Origin of the sequence: Halalkalibacter akibai JCM 9157 (genome assembly GCF_000513135.1) — a bacterium.
GTDB lineage: Bacteria > Bacillota > Bacilli > Bacillales > Bacillaceae_D > Halalkalibacter > Halalkalibacter akibai.
The window spans coordinates 14,226-37,361 of record NZ_BAUV01000019.1 but is presented as its reverse complement, the minus strand read 5'-3'; the positions used below and the strand labels follow the sequence as shown (position 1 = coordinate 37,361).

At 36.6% G+C, this 23,136-nt stretch carries 28 protein-coding genes and 2 pseudogenes; 5 read left to right on the top strand and 25 right to left on the bottom strand.

Annotated elements, in window-relative coordinates; genetic code table 11:
- Positions 1-30 precede the first annotated feature (30 nt).
- Together JCM9157_RS11870 and JCM9157_RS11865 are read right to left on the bottom strand one after the other, a co-directional pair.
- Entirely contained in the window at positions 31-999 is a 969-nt protein-coding gene (locus tag JCM9157_RS11870; protein ID WP_035664982.1) for an aldo/keto reductase, read from the bottom strand.
- A 121-nt stretch (positions 1,000-1,120) separates the two neighbouring features.
- Positions 1,121-1,837: a polysaccharide deacetylase family protein gene (locus tag JCM9157_RS11865; RefSeq protein ID WP_035664981.1), complete on the bottom strand. Its 717-nt coding sequence runs from the start codon at positions 1,835-1,837 to the stop codon at positions 1,121-1,123.
- Between the two features lie 97 nt (positions 1,838-1,934).
- Here JCM9157_RS11865 and JCM9157_RS11860 point away from each other — a divergent pair, with 97 nt between their 5' ends.
- Entirely contained in the window at positions 1,935-2,690 is a 756-nt protein-coding gene (locus tag JCM9157_RS11860) for a PRC-barrel domain-containing protein (RefSeq protein WP_081734153.1), read from the top strand.
- A gap of 17 nt (positions 2,691-2,707) precedes the next feature.
- Positions 2,708-2,902, top strand: a complete 195-nt coding sequence (locus JCM9157_RS11855) for a YczO family protein (protein ID WP_035664979.1) — start codon at positions 2,708-2,710, stop codon at positions 2,900-2,902.
- Between the two features lie 120 nt (positions 2,903-3,022).
- On the opposite strand, the gene JCM9157_RS11850 is transcribed toward JCM9157_RS11855, so the two are convergent.
- From JCM9157_RS11850 to JCM9157_RS11845, 3 genes are all read right to left on the bottom strand, one after another.
- A complete protein-coding gene (locus tag JCM9157_RS11850) occupies positions 3,023-3,994 on the bottom strand; it encodes an NAD(P)/FAD-dependent oxidoreductase (RefSeq protein WP_035664978.1) in 972 nt (323 codons plus the stop codon).
- 218 nt (positions 3,995-4,212) lie between these two features.
- Positions 4,213-4,359 (bottom strand): hypothetical protein, encoded by a 147-nt coding sequence (locus tag JCM9157_RS24655; RefSeq protein WP_156321492.1) that lies wholly within the window; start codon positions 4,357-4,359, stop codon positions 4,213-4,215.
- A gap of 61 nt (positions 4,360-4,420) precedes the next feature.
- Positions 4,421-4,750, bottom strand: coding sequence for a toprim domain-containing protein (locus tag JCM9157_RS11845; RefSeq protein ID WP_035664977.1), 330 nt, complete (start codon positions 4,748-4,750; stop codon positions 4,421-4,423).
- Positions 4,751-4,907: 157 nt separating this feature from the next.
- Here JCM9157_RS11845 and JCM9157_RS11840 point away from each other — a divergent pair, with 157 nt between their 5' ends.
- On the top strand, positions 4,908-5,201 hold the full coding sequence (locus tag JCM9157_RS11840) for a hypothetical protein (protein WP_035664976.1): 294 nt from the start codon (positions 4,908-4,910) through the stop codon (positions 5,199-5,201).
- A gap of 53 nt (positions 5,202-5,254) precedes the next feature.
- On the opposite strand, the gene JCM9157_RS11835 is transcribed toward JCM9157_RS11840, so the two are convergent.
- The 19 genes and pseudogenes from JCM9157_RS11835 to JCM9157_RS11755 form a co-directional block, all read right to left on the bottom strand.
- Entirely contained in the window at positions 5,255-5,881 is a 627-nt protein-coding gene (locus JCM9157_RS11835) for a cyclase family protein (protein WP_035664974.1), read from the bottom strand.
- A 30-nt stretch (positions 5,882-5,911) separates the two neighbouring features.
- Positions 5,912-6,838, bottom strand: coding sequence for an aminoglycoside phosphotransferase family protein (locus tag JCM9157_RS11830; protein ID WP_052013109.1), 927 nt, complete (start codon positions 6,836-6,838; stop codon positions 5,912-5,914).
- Positions 6,839-6,855: 17 nt separating this feature from the next.
- On the bottom strand, positions 6,856-7,680 hold the full coding sequence (locus tag JCM9157_RS11825; RefSeq protein WP_035664973.1) for a DUF6671 family protein: 825 nt from the start codon (positions 7,678-7,680) through the stop codon (positions 6,856-6,858).
- Between the two features lie 61 nt (positions 7,681-7,741).
- Positions 7,742-8,320 (bottom strand): hypothetical protein, encoded by a 579-nt coding sequence (locus tag JCM9157_RS26225; RefSeq protein ID WP_439644345.1) that lies wholly within the window; start codon positions 8,318-8,320, stop codon positions 7,742-7,744.
- A 114-nt stretch (positions 8,321-8,434) separates the two neighbouring features.
- Positions 8,435-8,904: pseudogene (locus tag JCM9157_RS26220) on the bottom strand (iron-containing alcohol dehydrogenase); the annotation flags it as partial.
- 61 nt (positions 8,905-8,965) lie between these two features.
- Positions 8,966-9,964 carry a 4-hydroxythreonine-4-phosphate dehydrogenase PdxA gene (gene pdxA / locus JCM9157_RS11815; RefSeq protein ID WP_035664972.1) on the bottom strand — a complete coding sequence of 333 codons (999 nt, stop codon included), beginning with the start codon at positions 9,962-9,964 and terminating at the stop codon, positions 8,966-8,968.
- Positions 9,961-11,247, bottom strand: a complete 1,287-nt coding sequence (locus JCM9157_RS11810) for a four-carbon acid sugar kinase family protein (RefSeq protein WP_035664971.1) — start codon at positions 11,245-11,247, stop codon at positions 9,961-9,963. The genes pdxA and JCM9157_RS11810 overlap by 4 nt, the downstream gene beginning before the upstream one ends.
- Positions 11,248-11,503: 256 nt before the next feature.
- A complete protein-coding gene (locus JCM9157_RS11805; RefSeq protein WP_035664969.1) occupies positions 11,504-12,583 on the bottom strand; it encodes a Gfo/Idh/MocA family protein in 1,080 nt (359 codons plus the stop codon).
- Between the two features lie 329 nt (positions 12,584-12,912).
- Entirely contained in the window at positions 12,913-13,206 is a 294-nt protein-coding gene (locus JCM9157_RS11800; protein ID WP_035664967.1) for a DUF6407 family protein, read from the bottom strand.
- Positions 13,207-13,427: 221 nt separating this feature from the next.
- Positions 13,428-13,649, bottom strand: coding sequence for a DUF8580 domain-containing lipoprotein (locus JCM9157_RS11795; protein WP_035664964.1), 222 nt, complete (start codon positions 13,647-13,649; stop codon positions 13,428-13,430).
- Between the two features lie 38 nt (positions 13,650-13,687).
- Positions 13,688-14,500 carry a LysM peptidoglycan-binding domain-containing protein gene (locus JCM9157_RS11790; RefSeq protein WP_035664962.1) on the bottom strand — a complete coding sequence of 271 codons (813 nt, stop codon included), beginning with the start codon at positions 14,498-14,500 and terminating at the stop codon, positions 13,688-13,690.
- 151 nt (positions 14,501-14,651) lie between these two features.
- Entirely contained in the window at positions 14,652-15,452 is an 801-nt protein-coding gene (locus JCM9157_RS23415; RefSeq protein ID WP_052013108.1) for a LysM peptidoglycan-binding domain-containing protein, read from the bottom strand.
- A 157-nt stretch (positions 15,453-15,609) separates the two neighbouring features.
- On the bottom strand, positions 15,610-15,930 hold the full coding sequence (locus JCM9157_RS11780; RefSeq protein ID WP_035664960.1) for an antibiotic biosynthesis monooxygenase: 321 nt from the start codon (positions 15,928-15,930) through the stop codon (positions 15,610-15,612).
- Between the two features lie 120 nt (positions 15,931-16,050).
- Positions 16,051-16,653, bottom strand: coding sequence for a methyltransferase (locus tag JCM9157_RS11775; protein WP_035664959.1), 603 nt, complete (start codon positions 16,651-16,653; stop codon positions 16,051-16,053).
- A gap of 115 nt (positions 16,654-16,768) precedes the next feature.
- On the bottom strand, positions 16,769-18,034 hold the full coding sequence (locus JCM9157_RS11770) for an ATP-binding protein (protein WP_268870945.1): 1,266 nt from the start codon (positions 18,032-18,034) through the stop codon (positions 16,769-16,771).
- Between the two features lie 9 nt (positions 18,035-18,043).
- A complete protein-coding gene (locus tag JCM9157_RS11765; protein WP_035664957.1) occupies positions 18,044-18,253 on the bottom strand; it encodes a hypothetical protein in 210 nt (69 codons plus the stop codon).
- Positions 18,254-18,341: 88 nt separating this feature from the next.
- The gene (locus JCM9157_RS11760) at positions 18,342-19,433 is read right to left on the bottom strand and encodes a threonine aldolase family protein (protein ID WP_035664956.1); all 1,092 of its coding nucleotides are present in this window, start codon (positions 19,431-19,433) and stop codon (positions 18,342-18,344) included.
- A gap of 207 nt (positions 19,434-19,640) precedes the next feature.
- Positions 19,641-19,769 (bottom strand): YjcZ family sporulation protein, encoded by a 129-nt coding sequence (locus tag JCM9157_RS23985; protein ID WP_081734151.1) that lies wholly within the window; start codon positions 19,767-19,769, stop codon positions 19,641-19,643.
- A 149-nt stretch (positions 19,770-19,918) separates the two neighbouring features.
- On the bottom strand, positions 19,919-20,173 hold the full coding sequence (locus JCM9157_RS11755; RefSeq protein ID WP_035664954.1) for a hypothetical protein: 255 nt from the start codon (positions 20,171-20,173) through the stop codon (positions 19,919-19,921).
- A gap of 195 nt (positions 20,174-20,368) precedes the next feature.
- Between JCM9157_RS11755 and JCM9157_RS11750 the strand changes: the two genes are divergently transcribed.
- Complete coding sequence (locus tag JCM9157_RS11750; RefSeq protein WP_052013106.1) at positions 20,369-21,352, top strand: DUF2515 family protein; 984 nt, start codon at positions 20,369-20,371, stop codon at positions 21,350-21,352.
- 2 nt (positions 21,353-21,354) lie between these two features.
- The gene (locus JCM9157_RS26215) at positions 21,355-21,549 is read left to right on the top strand and encodes a hypothetical protein (RefSeq protein WP_052013105.1); all 195 of its coding nucleotides are present in this window, start codon (positions 21,355-21,357) and stop codon (positions 21,547-21,549) included.
- A 104-nt stretch (positions 21,550-21,653) separates the two neighbouring features.
- Here JCM9157_RS26215 and JCM9157_RS11745 read toward each other — a convergent pair.
- Positions 21,654-23,073 (bottom strand): annotated as a pseudogene (locus JCM9157_RS11745) (DHA2 family efflux MFS transporter permease subunit).
- Positions 23,074-23,136: the final 63 nt, after the last annotated feature.

Here is a 23,136-nt window from a genome sequence, read left to right as displayed (position 1 = left end):
CCTTTTATATATCCTACGATTCAATAGCCTTTATACTTCCTCTGCACGGTCAGTCGCAAGAGGAGGTGCGGAAGATAGACTCGATATCTCATCACGCCATTCTTTAGTCATATTTAGCTTTAGTGCAGCAAGAGCTGGCTCTAATTGTTCTAAATTTCTCGCACCTATAATGGGAGCTGTAACAGCTGGATGTGCCATGGCCCATGCAACCGCTAGAGTGGCTGGATGAACTTCTTTTTCTTTTGCATATGCAGTAAACTTTTCTGCGACCTCAAAGTTTTTTTCATCAGCGTAGCGCTTCGTATACATCTGTTCTTCCACTAACCTTCCTTGAGAAGGTTTTTTATTCGCTCCGTATTTTCCAGACAATAACCCTCCGCCAAGAGGGCTGTATGTAATAACCCCTACTTGTTCAGATTCAGCAAAAGGCAAGATTTCCACTTCTGCTTGACGTTTAGCTAAGTTGTACATCGGTTGCATTAACTCAAAGCGCGCAAGGCTTTCTTTTTCTGAAATGCCAAGTGCTTTCGCCATTTGCCAAGCTGCCCAGTTACTGACGGCAGGGTATAAAATCTTTCCTTGAGATTTAAGGTCATCCAAGGCTCTTAACGTCTCTTCAATCGGGGTTTCCGGATCAAACTTATGCACAAAATAAAAATCAATTCGATCCGTTTTTAGACGTCTTAAACTGTTTTCCACTTCAAGCATGATGTGGCGACGTGAAAGTCCTCTAGCATTAATGTCGTCACTCATTGGATTATATACCTTTGTCGTTAAGACAATTTCATCGCGGCAATCAGCTATGCATTCTCCTAAAATTTCTTCAGCTGCTCCTCTACTGTATGCATTAGCACAATCATAAAAGTTAATTCCTACCTCACGTGTACGCTGAAACATTTTCTTCGATGTCTCTTTATCCGCATTCCCACCAAAAGACATCGTTCCAAAACACAAGCTAGAAACCTTTACTCCTGTTTTCCCAACCGTACGGTACTCCATCCCTTCAAATCCCTCCTTAGTAAGAACAGTTTCTACTTCGCTATCAAACTATATTTGTCCTGCTTCTCTTTCAACACAAAAAAAGCCCACTATCCGCTTATATTGAACTTCATTTTACGATTTAATTTACCTCAAACTCCAACAACTCAGAAACTGTAACAAATATATAGCCTTGTTCTTGTAAAGAAGCAATAATACCTCTAATTGAATTCATAGACTCGGTTCTGCTTTCATACATAACATGTAATAGGATGATTGAACCAGGTTCGATTTTTTCAATTACATGTTCCACGATCTTATTAGCATCATTTGCTACTTCAGGATATGTTTCCGGCTCAATATTCCATAAAATTGTCTTTCTTTCTTCTTTATTTAGAAAATACGGAAGCAAAAACAATCTCTTTCCATAAGGTGGACGGAAGTGAATATCGCCCTCATAGCCTGTTTGTCGAATTAGTTCATCTGTTCTCTCAAGCTCTTCTTTTATAAAAGTCGATGATTTAAGCACCATTCGTTGATGCGAGTAAGAGTGATTACCAATTTCATGTCCCTCTTCAACAATCTGAACGGCGTCTTCAAAGTTTGTTTCAAGTTCCTTTCCAGTAAGATAAAACGTTCCTTTTACCCCTTCATCTCTTAAAATAGCAAGGATTTCCTCTGTTTTTTCAGTTGGGCCATCATCAAATGTCAGAGCCACAACTTTTTCTTGTGTCTCAACCTTCCCTACTAAACCACCCCAGAATTGAAACGTTCTTGAACCTGAAATTTCAAATAAAACATAACCCACAACTAATAATAAAATGACAACTACACTCGCTTTTACAAAAAAATGCCTCATACGTCCTCCCATAAATCCCTGTCTATCTCTATCAAATAACAAAAAATACTAAATGACAATGTTTATTTTTATTCGTTAGAGGTTATGTAAAAAGTAGATCACATTAAAGGAGGAGATCATTATCTTATACAAATCTACTTTACTAGAGTCTTGTAACGTTCGTGCAACAGACGGAGAATTAGGAAAGGTGAAAGATTTATACTTTGATAGTGACAAATGGGCAATACGTTATTTAGTAGTTGATACTCAAAAATGGTTGCCCGGACGGAAGGTGGTAGTTTCTCCTGTTTCATTTGACTATGTTGATCTTGTTGAAAATAAGGTTTCTCTTTTCGCTTCAAAACAACAAATTGAAAATAGTCCCACTGCTTCGGAACAGCACCCCCTTTCGCGTTCATTAGAACTAGACATTCACAGCTATTACGGATGGTCACCGTACTGGGTTGGTGAAGGTTTATGGGGTGTTAGTGAAGTCCCGACTCACACTAACCAAATTCAAGCAAACGATTTTCATTCAATTGAGGAAAATGAATCCCATCTTAGAAGTATGAATGAGCTAAAAGGACAATTATCAGGCTACACTGTCAAAGCTAAAGATCAGACTATTGGGAAAGTAGTTGACTTCATTATCGATGATCATTCTTGGAAAATTCATTATGTGATGATCGATACAGGTGATTTACTGCCAGGACGTAAAATTGCAATTGAAACCAACTTAATTTCTTCAATAGATTGGGTTAATAACGAAATCAAAACCAATTTAACTTCTGATGATCTAGATAGAGAAACGGATTCAGTGTTAGAAGTCGATGCCATCTCAAGACAAGCTCTTAGAGAAACATCTTTTAAATAGAAAAAAGAGGTGATCTTATGTCTAAGAAACAAGTAAAAAACATGAATCATCCTGAGCAGTATCCTACAGACAAGAAAAGCTTATTCGATCAATTTGAAAGCCAACAATTTGTTGACCCTATTCCAATGGAAGACTTAAAACAAGAACTGCGGGAAGAAAAACAAAAACATACAACAAAAACGACTTCATCGAGTGAAAAGAAATATAAATAACACTTTAACGGCTACTAAGCTTTTTAGTAGCCGTTATTTTTTTCAGTTCCCAAACCTTTATATGGTTTTTAGGAAGAATGAGAATCCAGGTAACCTCCCACTAGCAAACCTTCAGACTCTTTAACGATCAATCATACTTTTTGCTAACGCTTTTCCTGCAGCTATCCCAGACAAAACAGCTGATTCCACTCTAGTACTTTTAGCAGAATCATTCACCTGTAAAAAAGCTTCACCTGCAATTAACATGTTACGATCAGCTATTAAAAACGGAGCAGATACTGGATTAGTAGCTTCTGAATACTTCCACCTTTTTAGTTGGACATCCACAATTGTCCCAGTCAAATATGGTTTAATTTTGTTAAGCATTTTATGAAGAATTTCTTCGTTTGGAAGGTGAAACTGTTTTTTTGCCCAAGTCCCGGTTGAATAAATACTTAACGACGTCGTTTTCGATATTCCCTTTTTCTGATGGTCTACAATTCTATCAATTTCTTCAGGCAAGCCACTAGCTAGAAACCCAGAATCAGGTAAAGAGGAAGGAGTATCTAATGTAACAATTAAAACAAAGCAAGGATTATAACTGATTTGCTCTAGCTGTTTTTTCACCTGTTCTTGTAACTCTACCTGCTGTAATAATTGCAAAGCTTGCGGGACAGGAGTTGTTATTAGAACAGCTTCCGCTTCCCATTGTTCATTTAAACTAGTTGTTAGTTTATAGTAAGGTCTAGATACAGACTCGATTTGGTTTACCTCTGATTGAAGTTTAATTGGTAGCTTCTCAGATAGCCTTTTTACTAAATCATTCATGCCATCAATACTTTTATAGCGTATATGATTATTTCCGAACCAACCACTCACCCAACCAGCCTGCTCCCACTCATTAACAATTGCTTGAAAATGTTTGGTTCGCACCGTAAAAAACTGAGCACCATGATCTACCCTACCGTTACCCACTCTCCTTGTTGCCATTCTTCCTCCAACACTTTTCCCTTTATCTACAATCAGTACATTACTAATGCCTTGATCTCTCAAAGTTCGTGCTGCCATCACACCCGTTATGCCTCCACCTATAATAATTATTGGTTTATTCATGGCCTTCTCTCCTTTTTGGGGGTTGTATGCTTCAGTTTTCTTATTCCTTATTATATGAATCATGAATCTATGAATAAATTTTATATAATGTTTGTATTAAAAATAATTATTGAATGCTAGACTTTTATATTTCAAATATAAAAAATACTTTTTCTCTGATTCCAACTAAAAAAGACCCATTCGATCTATGAATAGGTCTACACACACATACTTTACAATTATTTCAAATCCGAGGAGTCATCATAATCATAACGTAACCCGTCAGTCTGAGCGTTTTTGTTACCTTGCTCTTCTCCTTGTCGCTCAGTGTTTAATTGCACTTCTTCTGTTGATTGCATTGGCTCTTGATTTTGATTTTTTTTCATACTGGCCTCCATTAAGTCGTAGTACCAGTATTATGTATGGAAACCTGCATCATTATGCTTATCAAAATATTTCTTTTACATCAAAATCTCCTCGTAATATTTGAGCAAGATAGTGGTGGGGAGTTGTCTCCACTTGTCCATATTCTTTAAGTGTGTATAAATGGGTTGCATTGGGTAACTCTCTTTTTAGCTTTCTTCGCAGGTTTTCTCCACTTTCATCAGCATCTACTAATATATAGACATCCTTATCTTCAATTGGCAAAATGATCGTCTCAAGTTTCTCCTCACTTAAGGTTCCATATGTACAAATGACATCTACGTCTTCATCTAGAACTTGTTTCACTCGTTTGCGATCACTTTTCCCCTCAACAATTAGCACTTTTTCTTGCATTGTTTATCAATCCTTTTCCCAACAGTTAACCTTATTACTATTATTAACAAAGTTTAAGCTCTGATATCACTTTATATACTAAATAAGCCTGCTTTAGCCTAGGATAGTTTCCTTCAATAGGCTCATACTATAGTTCATAAAGAAAGGGGCGGTTCAAATGAACTTTGATTTAACAACTATCTATAACGATATTCCCGATTTTAAAAATCACGATGAAGCTAGTTCTTGGTTTAAGAATCGTTTCGGTGATCAATTTGTCCTAAAGAACTATGATACAATTGAAGGGGAAAAAGTCTATTACTACCACGTTATTAAGAATGAGGAAGTATACCATGAATATATGGAGAGCCTTGCAAGCCCTGAGCACACAGATATCACTAGCCCAGAGCCGTTTGAAAGCTACTCCACAGTCGAAATTACAGAAGACGGCGGGATCAGTTTAACGATTTAACCATTTTTAAGGGGTCTGACCCCCGCCGCTTTAACGCTTTACTGTACTGGGGGTCAGACCCCTCCAACAGCACCCTCAATTAAAAACACGCGTGCTGGAGCCGCTTCTGTTTTAACCATTTTTAGAGGTGCGCACACCATGGTGTATTTCCCTTCTTTCACTTCTTTCAAATCAAGACCTTCCACTATAATAATATCATTTGTGAATAATCCCTTATGAGTTGGGTGGTTATCTTGACTTCTTTCAATCCCTAGCGTGTCAATACCTACACCTTGTATTCCTTTTTCAATGAGAAATTGTGCGCCATCTTCTGCTAAAAAGATAAACTCCATCGCTGATGTTTCACCAAATGAGTTCTTCGTTTTCAGTAAAATAAAGTCATCTTGCTCGATCGGTAAGTCTTTTAGATCTTCCGCTTTAATGCGATCATTTACGCTAGTGAGATCAAATACCTTACAAGGTCGAACCAGCCTTTCTAGCCCAATTGTTTCAATTGTCTCGCCATCGTTTATCATGTGTAATGGTGCATCTACATGTGTCCCTGTGTGAATATTTAATTGAATATTTGTATCTGTTATATATCCGTGTGTCTTTGTACTGATTTTTGGTTTATTACCTTGATTGTCCATGTATGTGGGCATATTTTCGTGGATTGGTATACTAATATCAATAATTTTCACTTTTAAATCTCTCCCTTAAATTGGTCTAATTCATTTAATTAACAGCGGTCCTACATGTTGTTCATAAAGCCTCTTAAATATATCTATTGTTCGGTAAAAGCTCGTATCATAGCTCCCATCAACATCTACCGTCCAAGCAGTAGATAAAACAGAATAACAATATCCCCATAAAAGTAAACGTTCCATATTAAGAGAAAGCTCTTTCGTAAAAATTTCCACTCGCTTTTCCATGACATCATAAACACCCTGCTCAGGTAACTTATTCATCATATATTGAATAAGATCAGATTCCATTTCCCCAATTAACCCTTTAGGGTCAATTGCAGTCCACTCATCTTCTCCCGATGCCAAAATGTTAAAAGGATGAAAGTCACCATGTAGAATAAAGATTTCACTTGTTGTTTCATTCATATAAGTGAAAATACGTAATGCGTCCTTAAGCACTTTCATTGAAAAAGGTCCGAATCCTTTCGGGTAATCGTATATAAGCTTCCGCAGACTTTCTTCTCTTTCTTTCATCGTTGGAAGTTTTGGTAGGTGCCCACACACTGGTACAATTATCTTCCTAAAAACATCAGCAGCAATTACGCACGCTTTTTCATCATCAGCTAATTCTACTAGCAGGGTACCTGGTGATAATTTTTGTAAAAGAATAACTCGGTGCTGTTCATCAGAATCAAGCACTTGAACAACACCTTTTTTTCCAAGAAGCTTTAAGGCTCTTAATTCATTTGTAAAATCTTCCTCTGCTATACAGATCTTCACAACGACTTCCTGCTTTTCATCCAAAATAGCAGGTGCGACATAATTAATTGACAGAGAGAAAGGCTCCTTCATCTTAAGCGACCATTTCTGCTCACAATACTCTATGATGTTTGGTAGCCGCTTTAACCAAGCGTCCCCCTCTTCCCTAAAGTAGAGCCGTACCGAACGAATAAATGGTTCCTGAAATTTCACACTTAATTTCCTTTCTACTAAGGATTACACATTTGACAAAATGCCGGATCTGCCTGTTTCTGTCCATTTGGATAAAACAATTCCTCTTTATGCTGACATTTTTTGCACTCATATAAATGAGAGAGTATTAATCCCGTAGGAAGTCGACATGAACAACAAGGTAGCCCTTTCTTACTTTCAACAACCTCAAACCCTCTCGCATCACATTTAGGGCATAAAGAATTTAATTTCTTAACTAAATCAAGAGTTGCAAGTTCAATATTTTTCATTCTAGTTGGGTTGAACATCGCCCTCATGTCTGTTTCAACCCATACTTTTTTTGACAATTTCACCGCTTCTCTCAACTGCTTCTCAGTTGTAATTCCTTTATAAACCTCCAACTTATCACCGGCACTAACAATAAGACCATGTTCAGGAAAACCGACTGACAAACCAAAGTCAAAAGCTTCATCAAAACTTGTGACCTCTTTCCGTGCAAAATTAGTCTCGCTGTTTGCCACATAACCGGTGATTTCAAGATCTTCATCTTGATCTATAAACAACACCAGCTCACGATTGTAAGCAAGATAAGGGAAAGACGGATGTGGACCAAATGAGCCCTCACTTGAGACCGCCAGCTTTAAGCCTGTTTGTTTCATCGCTTGCTCTGCTTTTTTTCTTGCTGCTTCAAGCTGATCACCAGTTCTTTCAACTTCCTTTGTAAAAGTTCCAAATAGATCTGAATTGAAATTTTCAGGAACCACAACTTCTAATCCAAATTCACAGTTTAAAATTGGGGCAATAACCTGCTCCTTTTTATGCATAGTCGCTAACGCATACTTTTGCCCTTGTAAATAGGCCATAGTTAACTCCTTATTGTCCTCAAGTAAGGATAAAACCTCGTATTTACGAGGTTTTTAACTCTTACTTTGCTAATTGATAAATCTTGTACACATCTTCTTGATCTAATTTTATAAAATTGCCTAACGGTCCTCTTTCTGTGCCTTTTTGAGCCATTTCTTCAAAGTGTTCGTCATTAATATTTACTTCTTCAAGAGTAATAGGCATGCCAATTGAGCTAAAAAATTGCTCGGTTTTCTTTATACCTGCTAAAGCCGTTTTTTCTAAATTATTTAAATCAATCTCGACATCCCAAACTCGGTTTGCAAACTGAGCAAAACGGTTTACATCATGTTTATACACATATTTCATCCACGCAGGGAAAATGATCGCAAGACCAGCACCATGAGCAATGTCATAAATTCCACTTATCTCATGCTCAATATCATGACTTCCCCAATCTCCAATTCTACCAGTACCAAGTAAATCATTATGAGCAAGCGTACCAGCCCACATGATTTCAGCTCTTGCATCATAATTAGTTGGGTCTTCAATAACCGTATGTGCATTATTGATGATCGCTTTTAATGTTGATTCACAAAGACGATCCGTAAGATCTACATTTTTTTCATTTGTAAAATATCTTTCTAAAATATGCGCCATCATATCTGTAATTCCACAAGCAGTTTGATAAGTTGGCAATGTATATGTAAGAACAGGATTCAAGATAGCAAATTTAGGTCTCATCATCTCATGGCCCACTGCACGCTTGTATAATCCCTCTTCGTTCGTGATGACACTTCCACCACTACTTTCACTTCCAGCAGCTGGAATTGTTAACACCACTCCAAGTGGCAAGCAATTTTCTATTGATGCTTTACCTGTAAAGAAATCCCATACATCCCCTTCATAGAAGGCACCAATCGCTATCGCTTTCGCGGAATCAATCACACTTCCTCCTCCGACAGCAAGAATTAAGTCAATGTTATTCTCCTTACAAAGCATAACCCCTTCTCGAACAAGGCTCACTCTTGGATTTGGCTTACGCCACCTAATTCAAATATTTCAACGTTCTGTTGCTGAAGCGATTCGACCACTCGATCATACAAACCACTATCCTTGATGCTACCTCCACCGTAATGCAAAAGAACTTTATGCCCATAAGCAATTGTTTCTTGTCCTACAACTTGTTCTGTATCCTTACCGAAAATTATTTTCGTTCCATTTTGAAAAGTAAAATTTTGCATGATATCTCCTCCTGTTTCTATTTTAATTTTTCAGAACCATAATAGCAATCGCTTACAACAATTATTGAAATTTAGGAGCAAGATCAACCGCCATATAAATCGCTTCAAGAAGTGAACGTTCATCAGCTCTTTTTTTCCCAGCAATATCAAACGCAGTACCGTGGTCAACTGATGTACGAATTACTCCTTTTTTCAGCCCCACTGTGATATTTACACCCGTTTCTAAGCCAAGCACTTTTATCGGTCCATGACCTTGATCATGATAACAGGCCACAACCATATCAAATTCCCCTTTTCTCCCGCGGTAAAAAAGTGTGTCTGCTGGATAAGGTCCTGTCACTTCAATTCCTTCAGCTTGCGCTTGCTTAATACCCGGTACTAGTTTTTCCTCTTCCTCCCCGTTACCAAAAAGACCATTTTCACCAGCATGAGGATTAATGCCACAAACGGCAATTTTAGGTTTTGCGTAGCCTGCTCGCACTAACGTTTCATGTGCTAGTTTAACCACTTTATATGTCCTCTCAGGATTAATCCGGTTAATTGCTTCAATAATGCCAACATGAGTCGTTAAATGAATGACCTTCAAATTTGTTGCTGTTAACATCATGGAGTAATCTTCCGTTTGCGTTAAATCAGCTAATATCTCGGTATGCCCAGGATAGAGATGTCCTCCTTTATGGAGAGCTTCTTTATTTAAGGGCGCTGTACAGATCCCATTGATTCGCTCGTCCAAAGCGAGTTTCACTGCTTTTTCTATAAAACAATATGCAGCATGCCCCGCCTTAGCTGAAACTTGCCCATAAGGAAGATCCTCTGGCACTAAATCTAAATCGATGACATCAACTGTACCTTGCTGATACATCCCGTCATCCGGATCTTCAATTACACGTAAATTAAGTTCTATCCCCAGATGTCTAACTTCCCTTTTTAAAATTTTCACATCGCCAATTACTAACGGACGAGCCATCTCGTATACTTTTTTAGATTGTAGAGCTTTTATGATAATTTCAGGACCAACACCACTGGCATCTCCCATCGTTATCGCAATAATCGGCTTCATACCTTCTCTCCCCTCAAGATCTGTAATGAATGAACCATAGTATCTACAGAGCCAAACGCCCCAGCTTTTGTTATCGCCTTGATTTCACTGCCCTTAAATACTAAATTGCAAATTGGCATCCCTGGCTCAACCTCCTCTAGTAGTTGAACCTGTAGTATTCCCAATGAAATACAAACGGCTCTCGCCGTATCACCACCTGTTAGAAAAAGTCGTTTAATCTGAAATCTCTCTATAGCTTCGGCCGCTACTTCACCTAACATCTTTGAAATTTGTTGACTGACCATATCAGCTGAAAGACCCCTCTTACTTCCCGTCTTAATGGCAAGCTCTATGTCCTTTTTCGTACCTTCCGTATAAAGAACAACACTTTCATTATTGTCGAAGGCACACTTCATTTCTTCCAAAATACGATCTACTTCCTCTCTAACCCTTTGTGTGTCACTAGCAATTAATCCAGACTTCAGTTTAATTCCTCTCACATTTACTAGCTTCAACACTTTTTCTAGCTGTTTTCGTGAATGGTGATTAACTGTTCCTACAACCATTAACACAGCTTTTTCAGCATTCAAAACCATAGTTTGAACCAAAGTAACATTAGGAGTTAAGTAGTTTGCAAGTCCAGCAGAACCCGACCAAATCACATTAAACTTGGATTTTAGAACATAGGAGACAATATCCTCAAGATCCTTTTCATCAGCAGAATCAAATGCAATATAAGGAATGTTTCTTTTATAGGATTGTTGTAGTTTTTCTTCAACGAAACTAAAACCTTTTGCAAGTTCTTTATTAGTAATTAAAGTTACTTCATTTCTTGAAGTCTGTTTCAATAGATCTGGTAAGTATGAATGCATAACAGGTGTTCTAGGATCTGAGGATATTTCAGTTTCATGTAACAGTTTGTCCGAAACAAACAAATGACCATCTATAACCTTTCGATTATTTTTTGGATAAGCTGGGGTAATTACTATAAAATCTGGTTGCCACACATCATAAATGGCATCTAATTCTGCCCCTATATGACCTCTTAACGTTGAATCTATTTTCTTATAGATAAGGTCATACACGCTTTTTTCTTTTAGAAATTCTGCGAATTCCTTCACCTTCCTGTAAGCTTCTTGACTTGAAACGGAACGACTATCCGTGTCAACTACAACACAATCTAATTGATTCAAAACCTGCTCTCTACTTTCTAACAATACAGCTGTTTTTAAACTACTTCTAGCAAATTGCACTCCTGTATCGTTTGCACCAGTTAAGTCATCGGCTATTACAGCTACTTTCAAATGGTCACCTCATTTTGATTTTCGGCTAGTTCTTTATTAGTTACGATAGTGATGAGGATTTCCCTTCTTTTTACCGAATACTTTTGGATTCCTCAGCCCAAAACTCCCCCGTGTTAGAGAAGGCCACTGAAAAAGGTGTGTACTTCACCTTTTCTCAGTGGCCTTTAAGCAACGTGTGGAACCATTGTAGCTTCCTTGAGTAAACTTTCAAGGGGTTTTTCAGTGATCTTGTGTTAGAGTGAGAGTTTTTATTAGATTAAAAATATACAGCTTTTCCTGTTTTGGCCGACTCATAAATGGCTTCTAAAATCTGAGTCACAACATAAGCTTGCTCAGGTTTAACCACTGGTGTCGTATCATGAATAATATTATCTATCCACATTCTCGCTTCTAAGTCTGCATCAGACTCCTTTTTCCCGTCATAAAAGGCCACTCCACCCGCATCTAACTCCACATTGGTCGTATACAATTTCCCGAAATTTTCTCCATGAATGCGCAGGCCGTCTTTCATATCAGCACCGCCTTCTGTTCCACTTAACGAACATTTCGCTTCATCAACGTCTAATGAATTGAGTGCCCAACTAGCTTCAAGCATGATTGTAGCCCCGTTTTCCATCGTTATAAAACCAAAGGCTGAATCTTCGACTGTAAACTTTTCCGGATCCCATGGTCCCCACGCATTAGCCGCGTTTTTCTTTTTACTCAGCTTATAGTGTACGGATCCCATGACAGATTTCGGCTTGTAGTTGTTCATCATCCATAGCGTTAAATCTAAAGCATGAGTCCCGATATCAATAAGTGGTCCCCCTCCTTGCTTTTCTCCATCGAGGAAAACTCCCCATGTCGGAACTGCACGTCTGCGGATCGCGTGCGCTTTCGCAAAATACACTTCCCCAAGATCTCCACGCTCACAAACTTGTTGTAAATACTGACTATCTGAACGAAAACGATTATTATAGCCAATCGTTAATTTTTTTCCTGAACGATTGGCTGCGGCCATCATTTTTCGCGCTTCCTCAGTTGTTTTGGCCATCGGCTTTTCACACATTACATGTTTGCCGGCATTAAGTGCAGCAACAGAAATTTCAGCATGACTATCATTTGGCGTAAGGACATGGATGACCTCAATAGATTCATCCATGAGTAGCACCTTATAATCAGCGTAAACTTTAGCTTCTGCAGTCCCATATTCTTCAGCTGCTTTCTCTGCTCTTTCTATTAAAACATCTGAAAAAGCCACTAGTTCAACATGTTCAAGCTTTGATAAACTTGGCATATGCTTGCCATTTGCTATCCCGCCACATCCAATAATTCCCACTTTTACGGTTCTAGACATGTTTCATCCTCCTGCTTCCAAAAGATTTATTACAATCACTATTCGTGAACAAAGTGAGTTAGTCCTTTAACAACATGTACTTCCCCTAAAAATATAACCTATATTCTAAATGCATCTTTTGTGTCAAATTATCTCACCAAAACACTTTGAAATAATCAAAACCTGCTATAGTTAAATTATCAAATAGTTCAAACAGTTCAAGGGGGTATTCATTATGACACGATCCAAAATGAAAAATCCAGGAATCCTTACTATGCTAGTTTTGACATTTACGGTATTTTTCCAATGAAAAAAGAACGCCTCCCAAAAGATGGGGGCGTTCATTCTAATTAATGTTTCCTAATAATGAATCCATTGTATAGAGCCTCAATACTGTCTAACTCACTATTTTCGCTTGCAAGCTCCGTGATTTTTGAAAGAATATTTTCCTCGATCATTGAAGCCACATAAAGCGTTTCAACACTTTTTTCAGGATCTTCTACTTTTTCAGTTGATTGCAAGTCGTAATATTGGATTGCTTTTCTCACAATATCCTTTATATGCTGATCATTGTTAGGGTCAAATTCTTTCAGGCTCTGCTTAGTCTCTTTAACGAACTCTGTAAATGATTTCCTTGATTGCACGATTGTTAAGCTCCTTTTTCTTGAGCAGCTCTTGTGTTTAACTGCTCAGCCCTCGTATATCTGCTAATTTTTTATTTTATCTACTGATTTTTTAATATATCTACTAATTTTGAAATATATCTACTATTTTACTGTTTTATCTACTAATTCTCAATTTTATCGTCTAATAAGAATCATTCTAACTAAATTCTCGCCAAGAACAAAGCCCTCCACTCTCACATTTAAAAATTAAGCGTCTGTAGTTGCTTTAAGAGAGCAGGGGTTATCTCTTCAGCTTCCTCTTTATCAGGTAAGTGAATAGTAAACCTTACTAACTGACCATTTATTTCTTTAATTACAATACTTTGCCGTACAGTTGAGTTGGAACTAGTGAAATACACTTTTGCTCCTTGATAAAAATCGTGTAGATTTTTTACTTCTTTTACTTCTTTAACATTCCCCAATGATTTTAAATATACTTCAGCTTGTTTTTTTAATTCTATTAATTTTTATGATGTCCTAGAGGTTCTATTCGAACATAAAAATGGCCATCTCTTTCAGAAAACAATTGGTATTTGCCTGGCTCCTCTTTTACAAACCGGTAGCCTTTTTCGGTAACTATCTTAATTTCATTAGATTCTGGTTTTTCGGTGAAGTGAACTATTAATTTTTGACTAGGATAAATCGTTTCAGAAGTTAATTGATTTAATTCCTTAACTTGGGCTACTTCCATATTGAACTTTTTCGAGATGCTGTAAAGGGTATCTCCTTTTTCCACCTCGTAATGTGTTACCAATATTTGTACCTTTAGTGATTGTCCTAAAAAAATAGTGTTATTTGTAAGACCGTTTAGCTCCTTTAATTCAGCAACCGACATCTGAAAATTTTTTGATATGCTGTAAAGAGTATCGCCTTTTTTCACTTGATAAGTTGACGAATATAGTGCATTTACGTTCAGCTTTTGACCTGGATATATAATAGTTGATTTTAACGCGTTTAGTTGCATTAGATTAGTAACAGTCATTTGATGAGTACGCGCAATACTGTACAAAGTATCTCCTTTTTTGACTTCATAAGTTGGTGCCTCTCTATTAGTAAGCTGAATAGTCTGCCCCGGAAAAATAAGTGTACTTCTCAAATGATTTAGTTGCTTTAATTGATCCATTGTAAGCTGATTTTCTTGAGCTATTTTATACAACGTGTCACCAGTTTTCACTTCGTATGTGGACGCATCAGTTGTATAGGCAAATCCTAACATCGTTGTTACTCCTAATGTCAAAGCAGCTAGTGTCATTTTCTTTTTTGAATTAAACATGTCAAATCGCACCTCTCTTTAGTGAATAATTCTTGTTGTCATTTATGTAACGAAACGAGAAATACAGTAGTTGCAAGTGAACAAGCCCATTTATCCTCCCCCAAAAATTAAAAGAAGCGAACAGCATCAAATGCACTGTTCGCTTCTTTTATTAAAATTTAATTGTTTGTAGCTGTTTTAGTAACGTTGGAGTGATATCTTCAGCTTCTTCTTTATCAAGTAAATGAAGAGTAAATTTAACTAGTTGACCGTTTACTTTCTTTACAACAACGCTTTGCTTTACTTTAGAGTTTGAGCTAAGAAGGTAGAATTCAGACCCTTTATAAAAAGGATGAACATTATTTAGATCTTTTACTTCCTGTACTGTTCCTGTTGTTTTCAAGTAATCTTGAGCATTTTTCTTTAAATCTGCCGTTTTGGCTTTGCTGTCGATTAATTCAACTCGAACGAAAAAGCCTTTGTCTCTTTCTGAGAATAACTGATATTTCCCTGGCTCTTCTTTCACAAACTGATAGCCTTTTTGAACAGTTAATTTAATTTCTTTAGCCATCGTTTGCTTTGATTGATCAACGACTGGAGATCCTTTTACAATTAATTTTTGACCTGTGTAAATCCGATCTGACTTTAATTGATTAAACTTTTTAAGGTCAGCTACCTTCATGTTATGCTTTGTCGCAATGCTATAAAGGGTATCGCCCTTTTTCACTTGGTAAGAAATAGTAGCCGCATCGTTCACTTGAATTTTCTGACCTGGTAAAATAATGTTTCCTTTTAGGTTGTTCATTTGTTTGAGTTCATTCACTGTCATTTTATTGCTTGCTGCAATTCGGTATAAAGTATCACCTTTTTTCACTTCATAGGTTGCTGCACTTGCACCTTGAGCCAATCCTAACATTGCTGTTACCCCTACTGTTAAAGCCATCATTTTGATTGCATTCTTCTTTGTAAACATTTGATATCCACCCTCTTATTTGTTTTTGATTGCTTTGTTATTGAATCCGTACATATAACGGAGGGGAGAGAATGTTAGTTTCAAAAAAGACAAGCCTAAAACAGAAAAATTCCCCCAAAAAAAGCGATACCATTTTTATTTGGTATCACTTCCGGTTTTAGTTAATTCCTTCTTTAACAGCCTCTACTTCATACATATTAACGGTTGTACTTATGACATATTCCGGTGGAGTTTTCCCTCGATTCTGCCTATGCCCCTGAATATGGACATCACTCTTCTCCCAATTTTTCCAGTCTTCAACTGAGCGCCAGCGGATCATTACCATTACTTCTTCATGTTCTTGTTTTTTTCTATTAATCATGACTGTTTTATCAATAAGTCCAGCCATTGAATCCATTGGACTTTCCCCTGTAAAACGATCAACAACCTTGTTGCTATGGCCTTTTTCCACAACAATTGTTCTTGTTTGAATTAACATATGGCATCTCTCCCACTCATTTTTTCCTTTATATTCCTATTATCCATTATAATTGATATTGATAACCATTGTCAATTAAAAGAGAGACATATATCCTTTGAATATACGTCTCCGATCTTGTTATAACCGATAAACTAGAAATCTCTCATTTGCATTTGTCGGAAAAACCTCTGTTAACGATATTTCTTTAACCAATTCAAATGCCGTGTATTTCTCTAAATAGAAAATATAATCTTCTGATGGATAGTACAAAACAATCTTAATCTCCCGCTTAAACTTCTCAACTGAACGAAGAATATTATTTATAACCTGCATAAATACTTTGCTTGAAAAAGGATTAAAAAAATAGAAACGATTATCTAACCGATGCACTTTATATTTTTGTGCTAAACAACAGCGAAATTGAATAGTCTCTTCTTCTCCTCTATGTTTCAGAAAATAATTTTGCTTATTCCAAAGGGCTTTATTATAAAGTGATTCATTCATCTCAATACCAAGTACAGTAGCTTGATGAAAATAAGAGATGTAAAACATTAACCTGCCTTTCCCACAACCAAAATCGACAATACGGTCACTGCTGTTAACTTCATATTGTTTAAAGAAGAGTTCCAGTGCCCGATATGGTGTTGGCTCATAGCGATGGTAATGGAGGGAATTTGGATGCCCCTCTTCTTCCCTTTCAGTATTTATTTGTAGCATGTCATCATATTGATGTTCATTCATCGCTTTACTCCTCAGTTTCGTTCGTTTTAGATGTTATTATTATATCATCCAATAGCTCCACTAAAAAAGCATCTATCCTTTTGAAGATAGATGCCTAATGTAAAGCATATTTTGTTTAATTAATTGGTAAGATCATGGTTACCTCTGTCCCTATATTGACAGTGCTAGCGAATGACAGCGTCCCTCGATGTTCTTCGATAATTTTTCTAGATACCATCAAACCTAGACCTGTTCCTTTTTCTTTTGTTGTATAAAACGGTTCTCCTAGTCGCACTAACCGCTCTTTAGGAATTCCCTTGCCTTCATCACGAATAATTGTTTTGACAAGTGTTTCTTCTTGCCGAACAGTTATCCATACGTTGCCACCATCTGGCATAATCTCGATAGCATTTTTTACAATATTAATTAAAACTTGTTTAATTTGATTGCTTTCACAATAAATCAAGGGTATTTCATTACAATCAATGTGGATTTGAACGTTTTTTAAAATAGCTTGTGTATTTAAAAGCATGACAACTTCATTTATAAGAACGAGTAAATCTTGTTTCTTTACATGTGGGATTTCTGGTTTAGCTAAATATAGAAACTCATTTACAATCTCGTTGATACGCTCAACTTCTGACATAATAATGTCGTAGTATTGAGCATTTTCACTCGTCGTTGCTTTGAGGAGCTGAATAAAGCCTTTTATACCAGTAAGAGGATTTCTAATCTCATGCGCAACACCAGCCGCTAGTTGTCCTGCTACCGATAGTTTCTCAGAGTTATTTATTAGATCTTCTATTTGTTTTCGATATGTAATATCGCGAACCATTATCTGAGTTGCTGCTTCTCCCTTGTAAGAAAGTGAGTTTTCAATTGTTTCGATACTAAGAGATGTGCCATCTGCTTTCATTAGTTTCTTTTCAGATACGTGGATAGGAGGGTGTTCACAAGCTAATTTCTGATTTTCCGAGATATTAGACTCTTCACCTGGCAATAAAATATCTGAAATCAGTTCTCCAATTAAGTTATCTTCTAGTGACTTTCCGTAGAGTTCTGCCGTTGCCGGGTTGGCGTAAATGAGCTTTCCTTCTTTCTCAACCATAATGCCATCAGGTGACTTCTCGACAATTTGACGATAGAGGTTCTCAGCGTTCTCTAACTCAATAAAATAAGCAAGAAAAGAAGCCATCGACTGGAGCAATAAAATATCCTTTTCTTGAAAAGTATACAAGGATGTATCAATAGCACAAAGAGTTCCGTATATTTCACCTGTTTTTAAAATAATGGGCACACCTAAGAAGCTTTTAATATTAAGTAAATTTGTTACTTCTAACTTTGAGGCAACGGTATGAGCCGAAGTATCATTTATGACAACAGGATCCCGTCCTGCTGCAATAATAATGCTTCAGTAAGCATCTAGAAAGTTCAATTGTGTATTCGGATCAAATAAATGCTCATTACGATGAAAGGCACTAAATATTAAACTCGTTGTTCTATCATTGCTTGCCACACAAAATGTATTGACGTTAATTTGTTTACTAACGACCGCGAGAACATGGTCAGATGCCTCTTTTAAACTATCATAAAACTGGTTAAACTGATAGGATTCTGTCACTACACTAACACCTCCTTTACCTTTCAAATTATAGTTAACAACATCATTATACTAGAAACTATTAAATTAAACTAAATAAATAAGAAATTCATGTGCACTCATTCATCTTTTTATTCAAAAGATGAACTACGCTTTCTCTTTTTGCTTTTTCTATTTTACCGTATTGATCCCCGATACTAAGCTCAAAATAACAATGTCGTTCATCTATTTCTTTTAAGTTAGATGTGATCCCAATTCCTGTCTCCTTCATAATATCAACTAAGATCTCTTCAACCTTCGACTTTTCAGCTGCAATATGAACGTGAAACATATTAGAAACTGGTTCTTCTGGTTTTGTTGAAATCTGAGTACATTGGTTAAACAACCATGCAAGTTCTTTTGCCTGTTGATAGTACTCTTTCATCTTTCCTTCTCGCCTCGTAAAATAATAATCAGAGCTAACGATATACGGATACAAACTTATTAAGTCCCCACCATGTCTTCTTTTCCAAATTTTTGATTTTTTAATAAACTCTTTATCTCCTGCTAGAATTGCACCTGCAACCCCACCGATTCCTTTATAAAGCGAAACATAAACACTATCAAACAAATTGGAAATTTCGACTGCTGTTTTATTATAGTAAGGAAGAATTTCAAACAGTCTAGCTCCGTCTAAATGAAGTTTAATCCCTTTCTCCTTACAGAAGGCTGCAATTGATTTTAATGTTTCATAATCTGGCAACTGTCCTCCAATCTCTCTTTGCGGTAATTCGAGTAGTAAACTAGCAACATCTTCTTTCATATTCATAACATCTTCCAAACTAATGACCCTATCCCGCTCTGCTAATAAGATAGTTTTAATTTGATGAAGTTCCTTTAAACCGTCTTCCTCATGAATTTCTAAATGCGATAATGGATGATAGGCTACCTTTTTTATTTCTTTCTCATCACACCATATTCGAAGAGCAATCTGCTGTGCCATTGTCCCACTTGGGAAAAATACAGCTGCTTCCTTCCCCAAATACTTAGCCATTTTCGCTTGAAAGTCATCAATCCACTTGCCTTGTCCATATATATCACTTTCATCAAAATCACTTATATTGGCAAACGCTTCTTTCAGAACACCAACATTTCGATTTCCATGTCCGCTTAATTGCATGTTCGTTTGTTTAAAAACTATTAATAACTGATTTGGTTCCATTAGGACGCATCCCTTTCTAAAAAAAGTCTTTTATGTAACAGTACACTTCTACTTATGATATTTCCATCATTCTGCTCTCTATATATAGTTTATTAAGTTGTAGATTACAAGATTGATAAATGCAAACAATTATCTTTAATACCTAAAAAATAACAACTTATATAATAACAAAAAAAGGCGCCCAAAAGGCGCCTTCACTTTAGTTAATTAACGTACAAACGCTGTTCCAACGATGATTAATAAGATGAATAGAACAACGATTAACGCGAAACCAGACCCAGCACCGTGTCCATAACCAACACCTGCAACTGGTGCACCGTATCCATAACCGTACATGAGATCCCCTCCTTTCAGAAGCAGATAATATAAACTATGTCGTGACCTTCCAACATGTGTAGGTTACTATCTCAGAACTTCTTAAAAAGGCATTCTCATTTTTTATATTTTTTTGTTACCCATGTTCCAGCTAAGCTATCCCATATAATTTAAAGCATTGATGACCTGAACGACATTTCCATTCCATATTCATAGGGAGAAGATTCTCTAACAAATTGTTCCATCTTATTAACAATGGGAAGATAATCATCAGAATCATTTATGTTTTCATTTACCTTCAATTCATCAACAAATTCTTCGAGACTCAATACTCCCCCTTTGTAAGAAGGGACATAACTAAAGGAACCCGCTTCGTATTTCAGAACAGTATCGGTTGGACAGGCTTTTACATAGTATACTTTCATTCAACTCTTCTCCTCTAAATTTAATTTTAGGTGTTTCAAAGGAATAGCTAGGTTAATCTCCTAATATAAGCATTGTATTTACTCCGCTCTTTTTGGTTCCTATATCTTAATAAAAGCTATCGTTAATAGGCAAAAACCCAATTTTCAAACGTACCTCCACCTTTTCACATACAGTATATGAAGGAGGTCTTTATTTTGAATGTCCTTAATAAGATGGTTCAATTCCCCTTAATATTCGCTCAGTCAGCCATACTAAAACTAGAGAAGTATCAGTACGAAACTTCCATTCTAAGAAAGTGGGAACAAGTTTCTGTTGATCCAGCGATAATAGAAAAGATCAAATCAGCTGATAAAGCACACTCTAACAAACAACCTGTTTCATCTTTACCGTCTACTGAGCAACAAATAATTAACCAAATCAAACAAAAAAAGAAGCTTAGTAACGTTAATAACATAACGAGAACAAAAGCTTATTTAGATTTTTACGAGAAACACCCTGAAATTCACTGGGCGCTCTTAGCTCACCTCGTGTCAAGGAATGGTGGGTGGAACACGACAGATTTAAAAGGGGAGCTGTCAGAGGTTTTACACCAAACTAAAAAAATAGATTTCTTTATGTTTTTAGAAACGGCGAATGCACTTATTTTTCATGATGCATACCCACAGCTTTTATTATATGAAGAAAGTAAAAAACAAGGACAGAACTTGTTTCACCTCCTTCCTTACTTTCATGTTTCGTCGTTTATGCTGCCTATTTGGAATCATTTTTTCGAATACAAAGATTCCAAACTTTTAACGATTTCATTAATTATTAATGAACAACATTACATTGAGGAAAGAGTCATTAAGAATTCTATATTTCAAGAAAAAGTGCTGAATACAATCCTATTCCAGGCACAAGAGTTTTTACAAATAACACAAGTTATATTTCCTTTCGAGTGGAATGAAAATAATCGAATGACAGGATTGTCTATCTCGAATTTTTCATCTGTTTCTAACCGCATAGAAATCGGAAAGAAGTTGTATGCACTCCTGTTTGGAGTAAGTCCTTTATTTGAAGACATCAGTACCTTTGTCAGAAACACTCCACATACAGCTCACGCCAAGATTATTGGCCCAATTATTACAGCACAAAAAAGCAAAAGGATACAAGAAAGAAAATATGGAGTCCATTATTAGAAATGGCATGGCCTAACATCAATCATTCGTTTACAGATAGTAGAGATTGGTTTCATCATAAGGATCAAAAAGTATACTTGTTTTATAAGCCAGTAGATCTTCCTCCTACTATTGATATAACTGTTGAGAACTATAGAAAAATTCAAAAAATTCACCTAGCTATCTTGACGTATAAAAATGCCAAACAGCTTTTGTAATGAAAAAAGGGATTATCCGAAGAGGTTTCTATAGCAACCTCTTCGGATAATCCCGAGTTAATATGACTCCCGTAACAGCTTTACTTATAGAGCAGTCTCATTCATCACTGACTACTAGCATTAACGGCATTTGATTGTATATTTTCTTCAACTGGCTTGTTGTATTTAATAAAGAAAGAAAGAATTAAAGCTAGTAAAGTTAATACAGCTACGACGATAAACGCCATATTTGCACCTAAAATATCAGGATAAAGCACTTCAGGTCGTTGTTCGGCATACATGGTAGTGGTCGTCATAACTGTCACAAGAATCGCTGTACCTACTGACGCCCCAATCATCCGCATGGTATTGTCCATAGCCGCTCCATGTGGAATGAGACGTTTGGGTAGTTGGTTTAGAGCAGCCGTTTGAATTGGCATCATCACCATCACGAGACCTAACATCCGAATGCTATACATGACCGTTATATACGTAAAAGTTGTTTCTGGTCCAAGATTAATAAATGAAAAGGATGAAAGTGTTAAAATCAAAAGACCAATCAACACAAGCCAACGTGCCCCAATCTTATCAAAAATCCTTCCGATAATAGGAGCTAATATTCCCGTAACAAGAGCTCCCGGTAATAAGGCAAGACCTGCTTCAAACGCTGTAAACTCTCTCATGTTCTGCATGAATAGCGGTATTAACGTCTCCACTCCAATTAAACCCATGAAAGAAACCATCCCTATCACTACCGCAAAAGGAATATAGAATATTTGAAAACACGGAATTCAAGCATAGGGTGTTTTAATTTTAATTGCCTGAAAATAAATAATATAAGGGAAACCGCCCCAACTATTAACGTGATGATCGTTATAAGATTAGACCAACCAAGGTTACCTGCACTAGTAAATCCGTAGAGAAGACCACCAAACCCAAAGGATGAAAGGATAATTGAGAGACATCAACTTTTGGTTTCGTTACTTCTGTTACATTCTTTAAAGCAAAGATTGCAATGATAATATCAATTAAAGCGATCGGCAAAATAATAAAAAACAACAGTCTCCAAGAGTAATTCGCAGTTATCCACCCAGACAAAGCTGGCCCAATTGCTGGGGCAAAAGATATAACAAGCCCTATTAACCCCATTACTGTTCCACGTTTATTTACAGGGAAAATCATTAAAAATACAGTTGTCATCAGTGGTAGCATGACACCAGCACCCGTGGATTGTATAACTCTGCCTAAAAGTAACACTTCAAAATTAGGAGCAACTCCAGCAACGAGCGTTCCTAATGCAAAGATACTCATTGCAGATATAAATAATTGTCTCGTCGTAAATCTTTCTAATAAGAACGCACTAATGGGAATCATGATCCCATTAACAAGCATAAAGATCGTTGTTAACCACTGTGCACTATTTGCCGTTACGTTCATTTCCACCATAATTGGTGGAATCGCGGTTATCATTAACGTTTGATTTAAAATTGCAATAAACGAGCCTGCTAATAAAAGCGCGACAATTGTTTTTTTATTGTATTCCATCTCTCTCCCTCTCTCTATCTAACTACAAATTGTTGTTTAAACAATTAAATACTTATACAGATT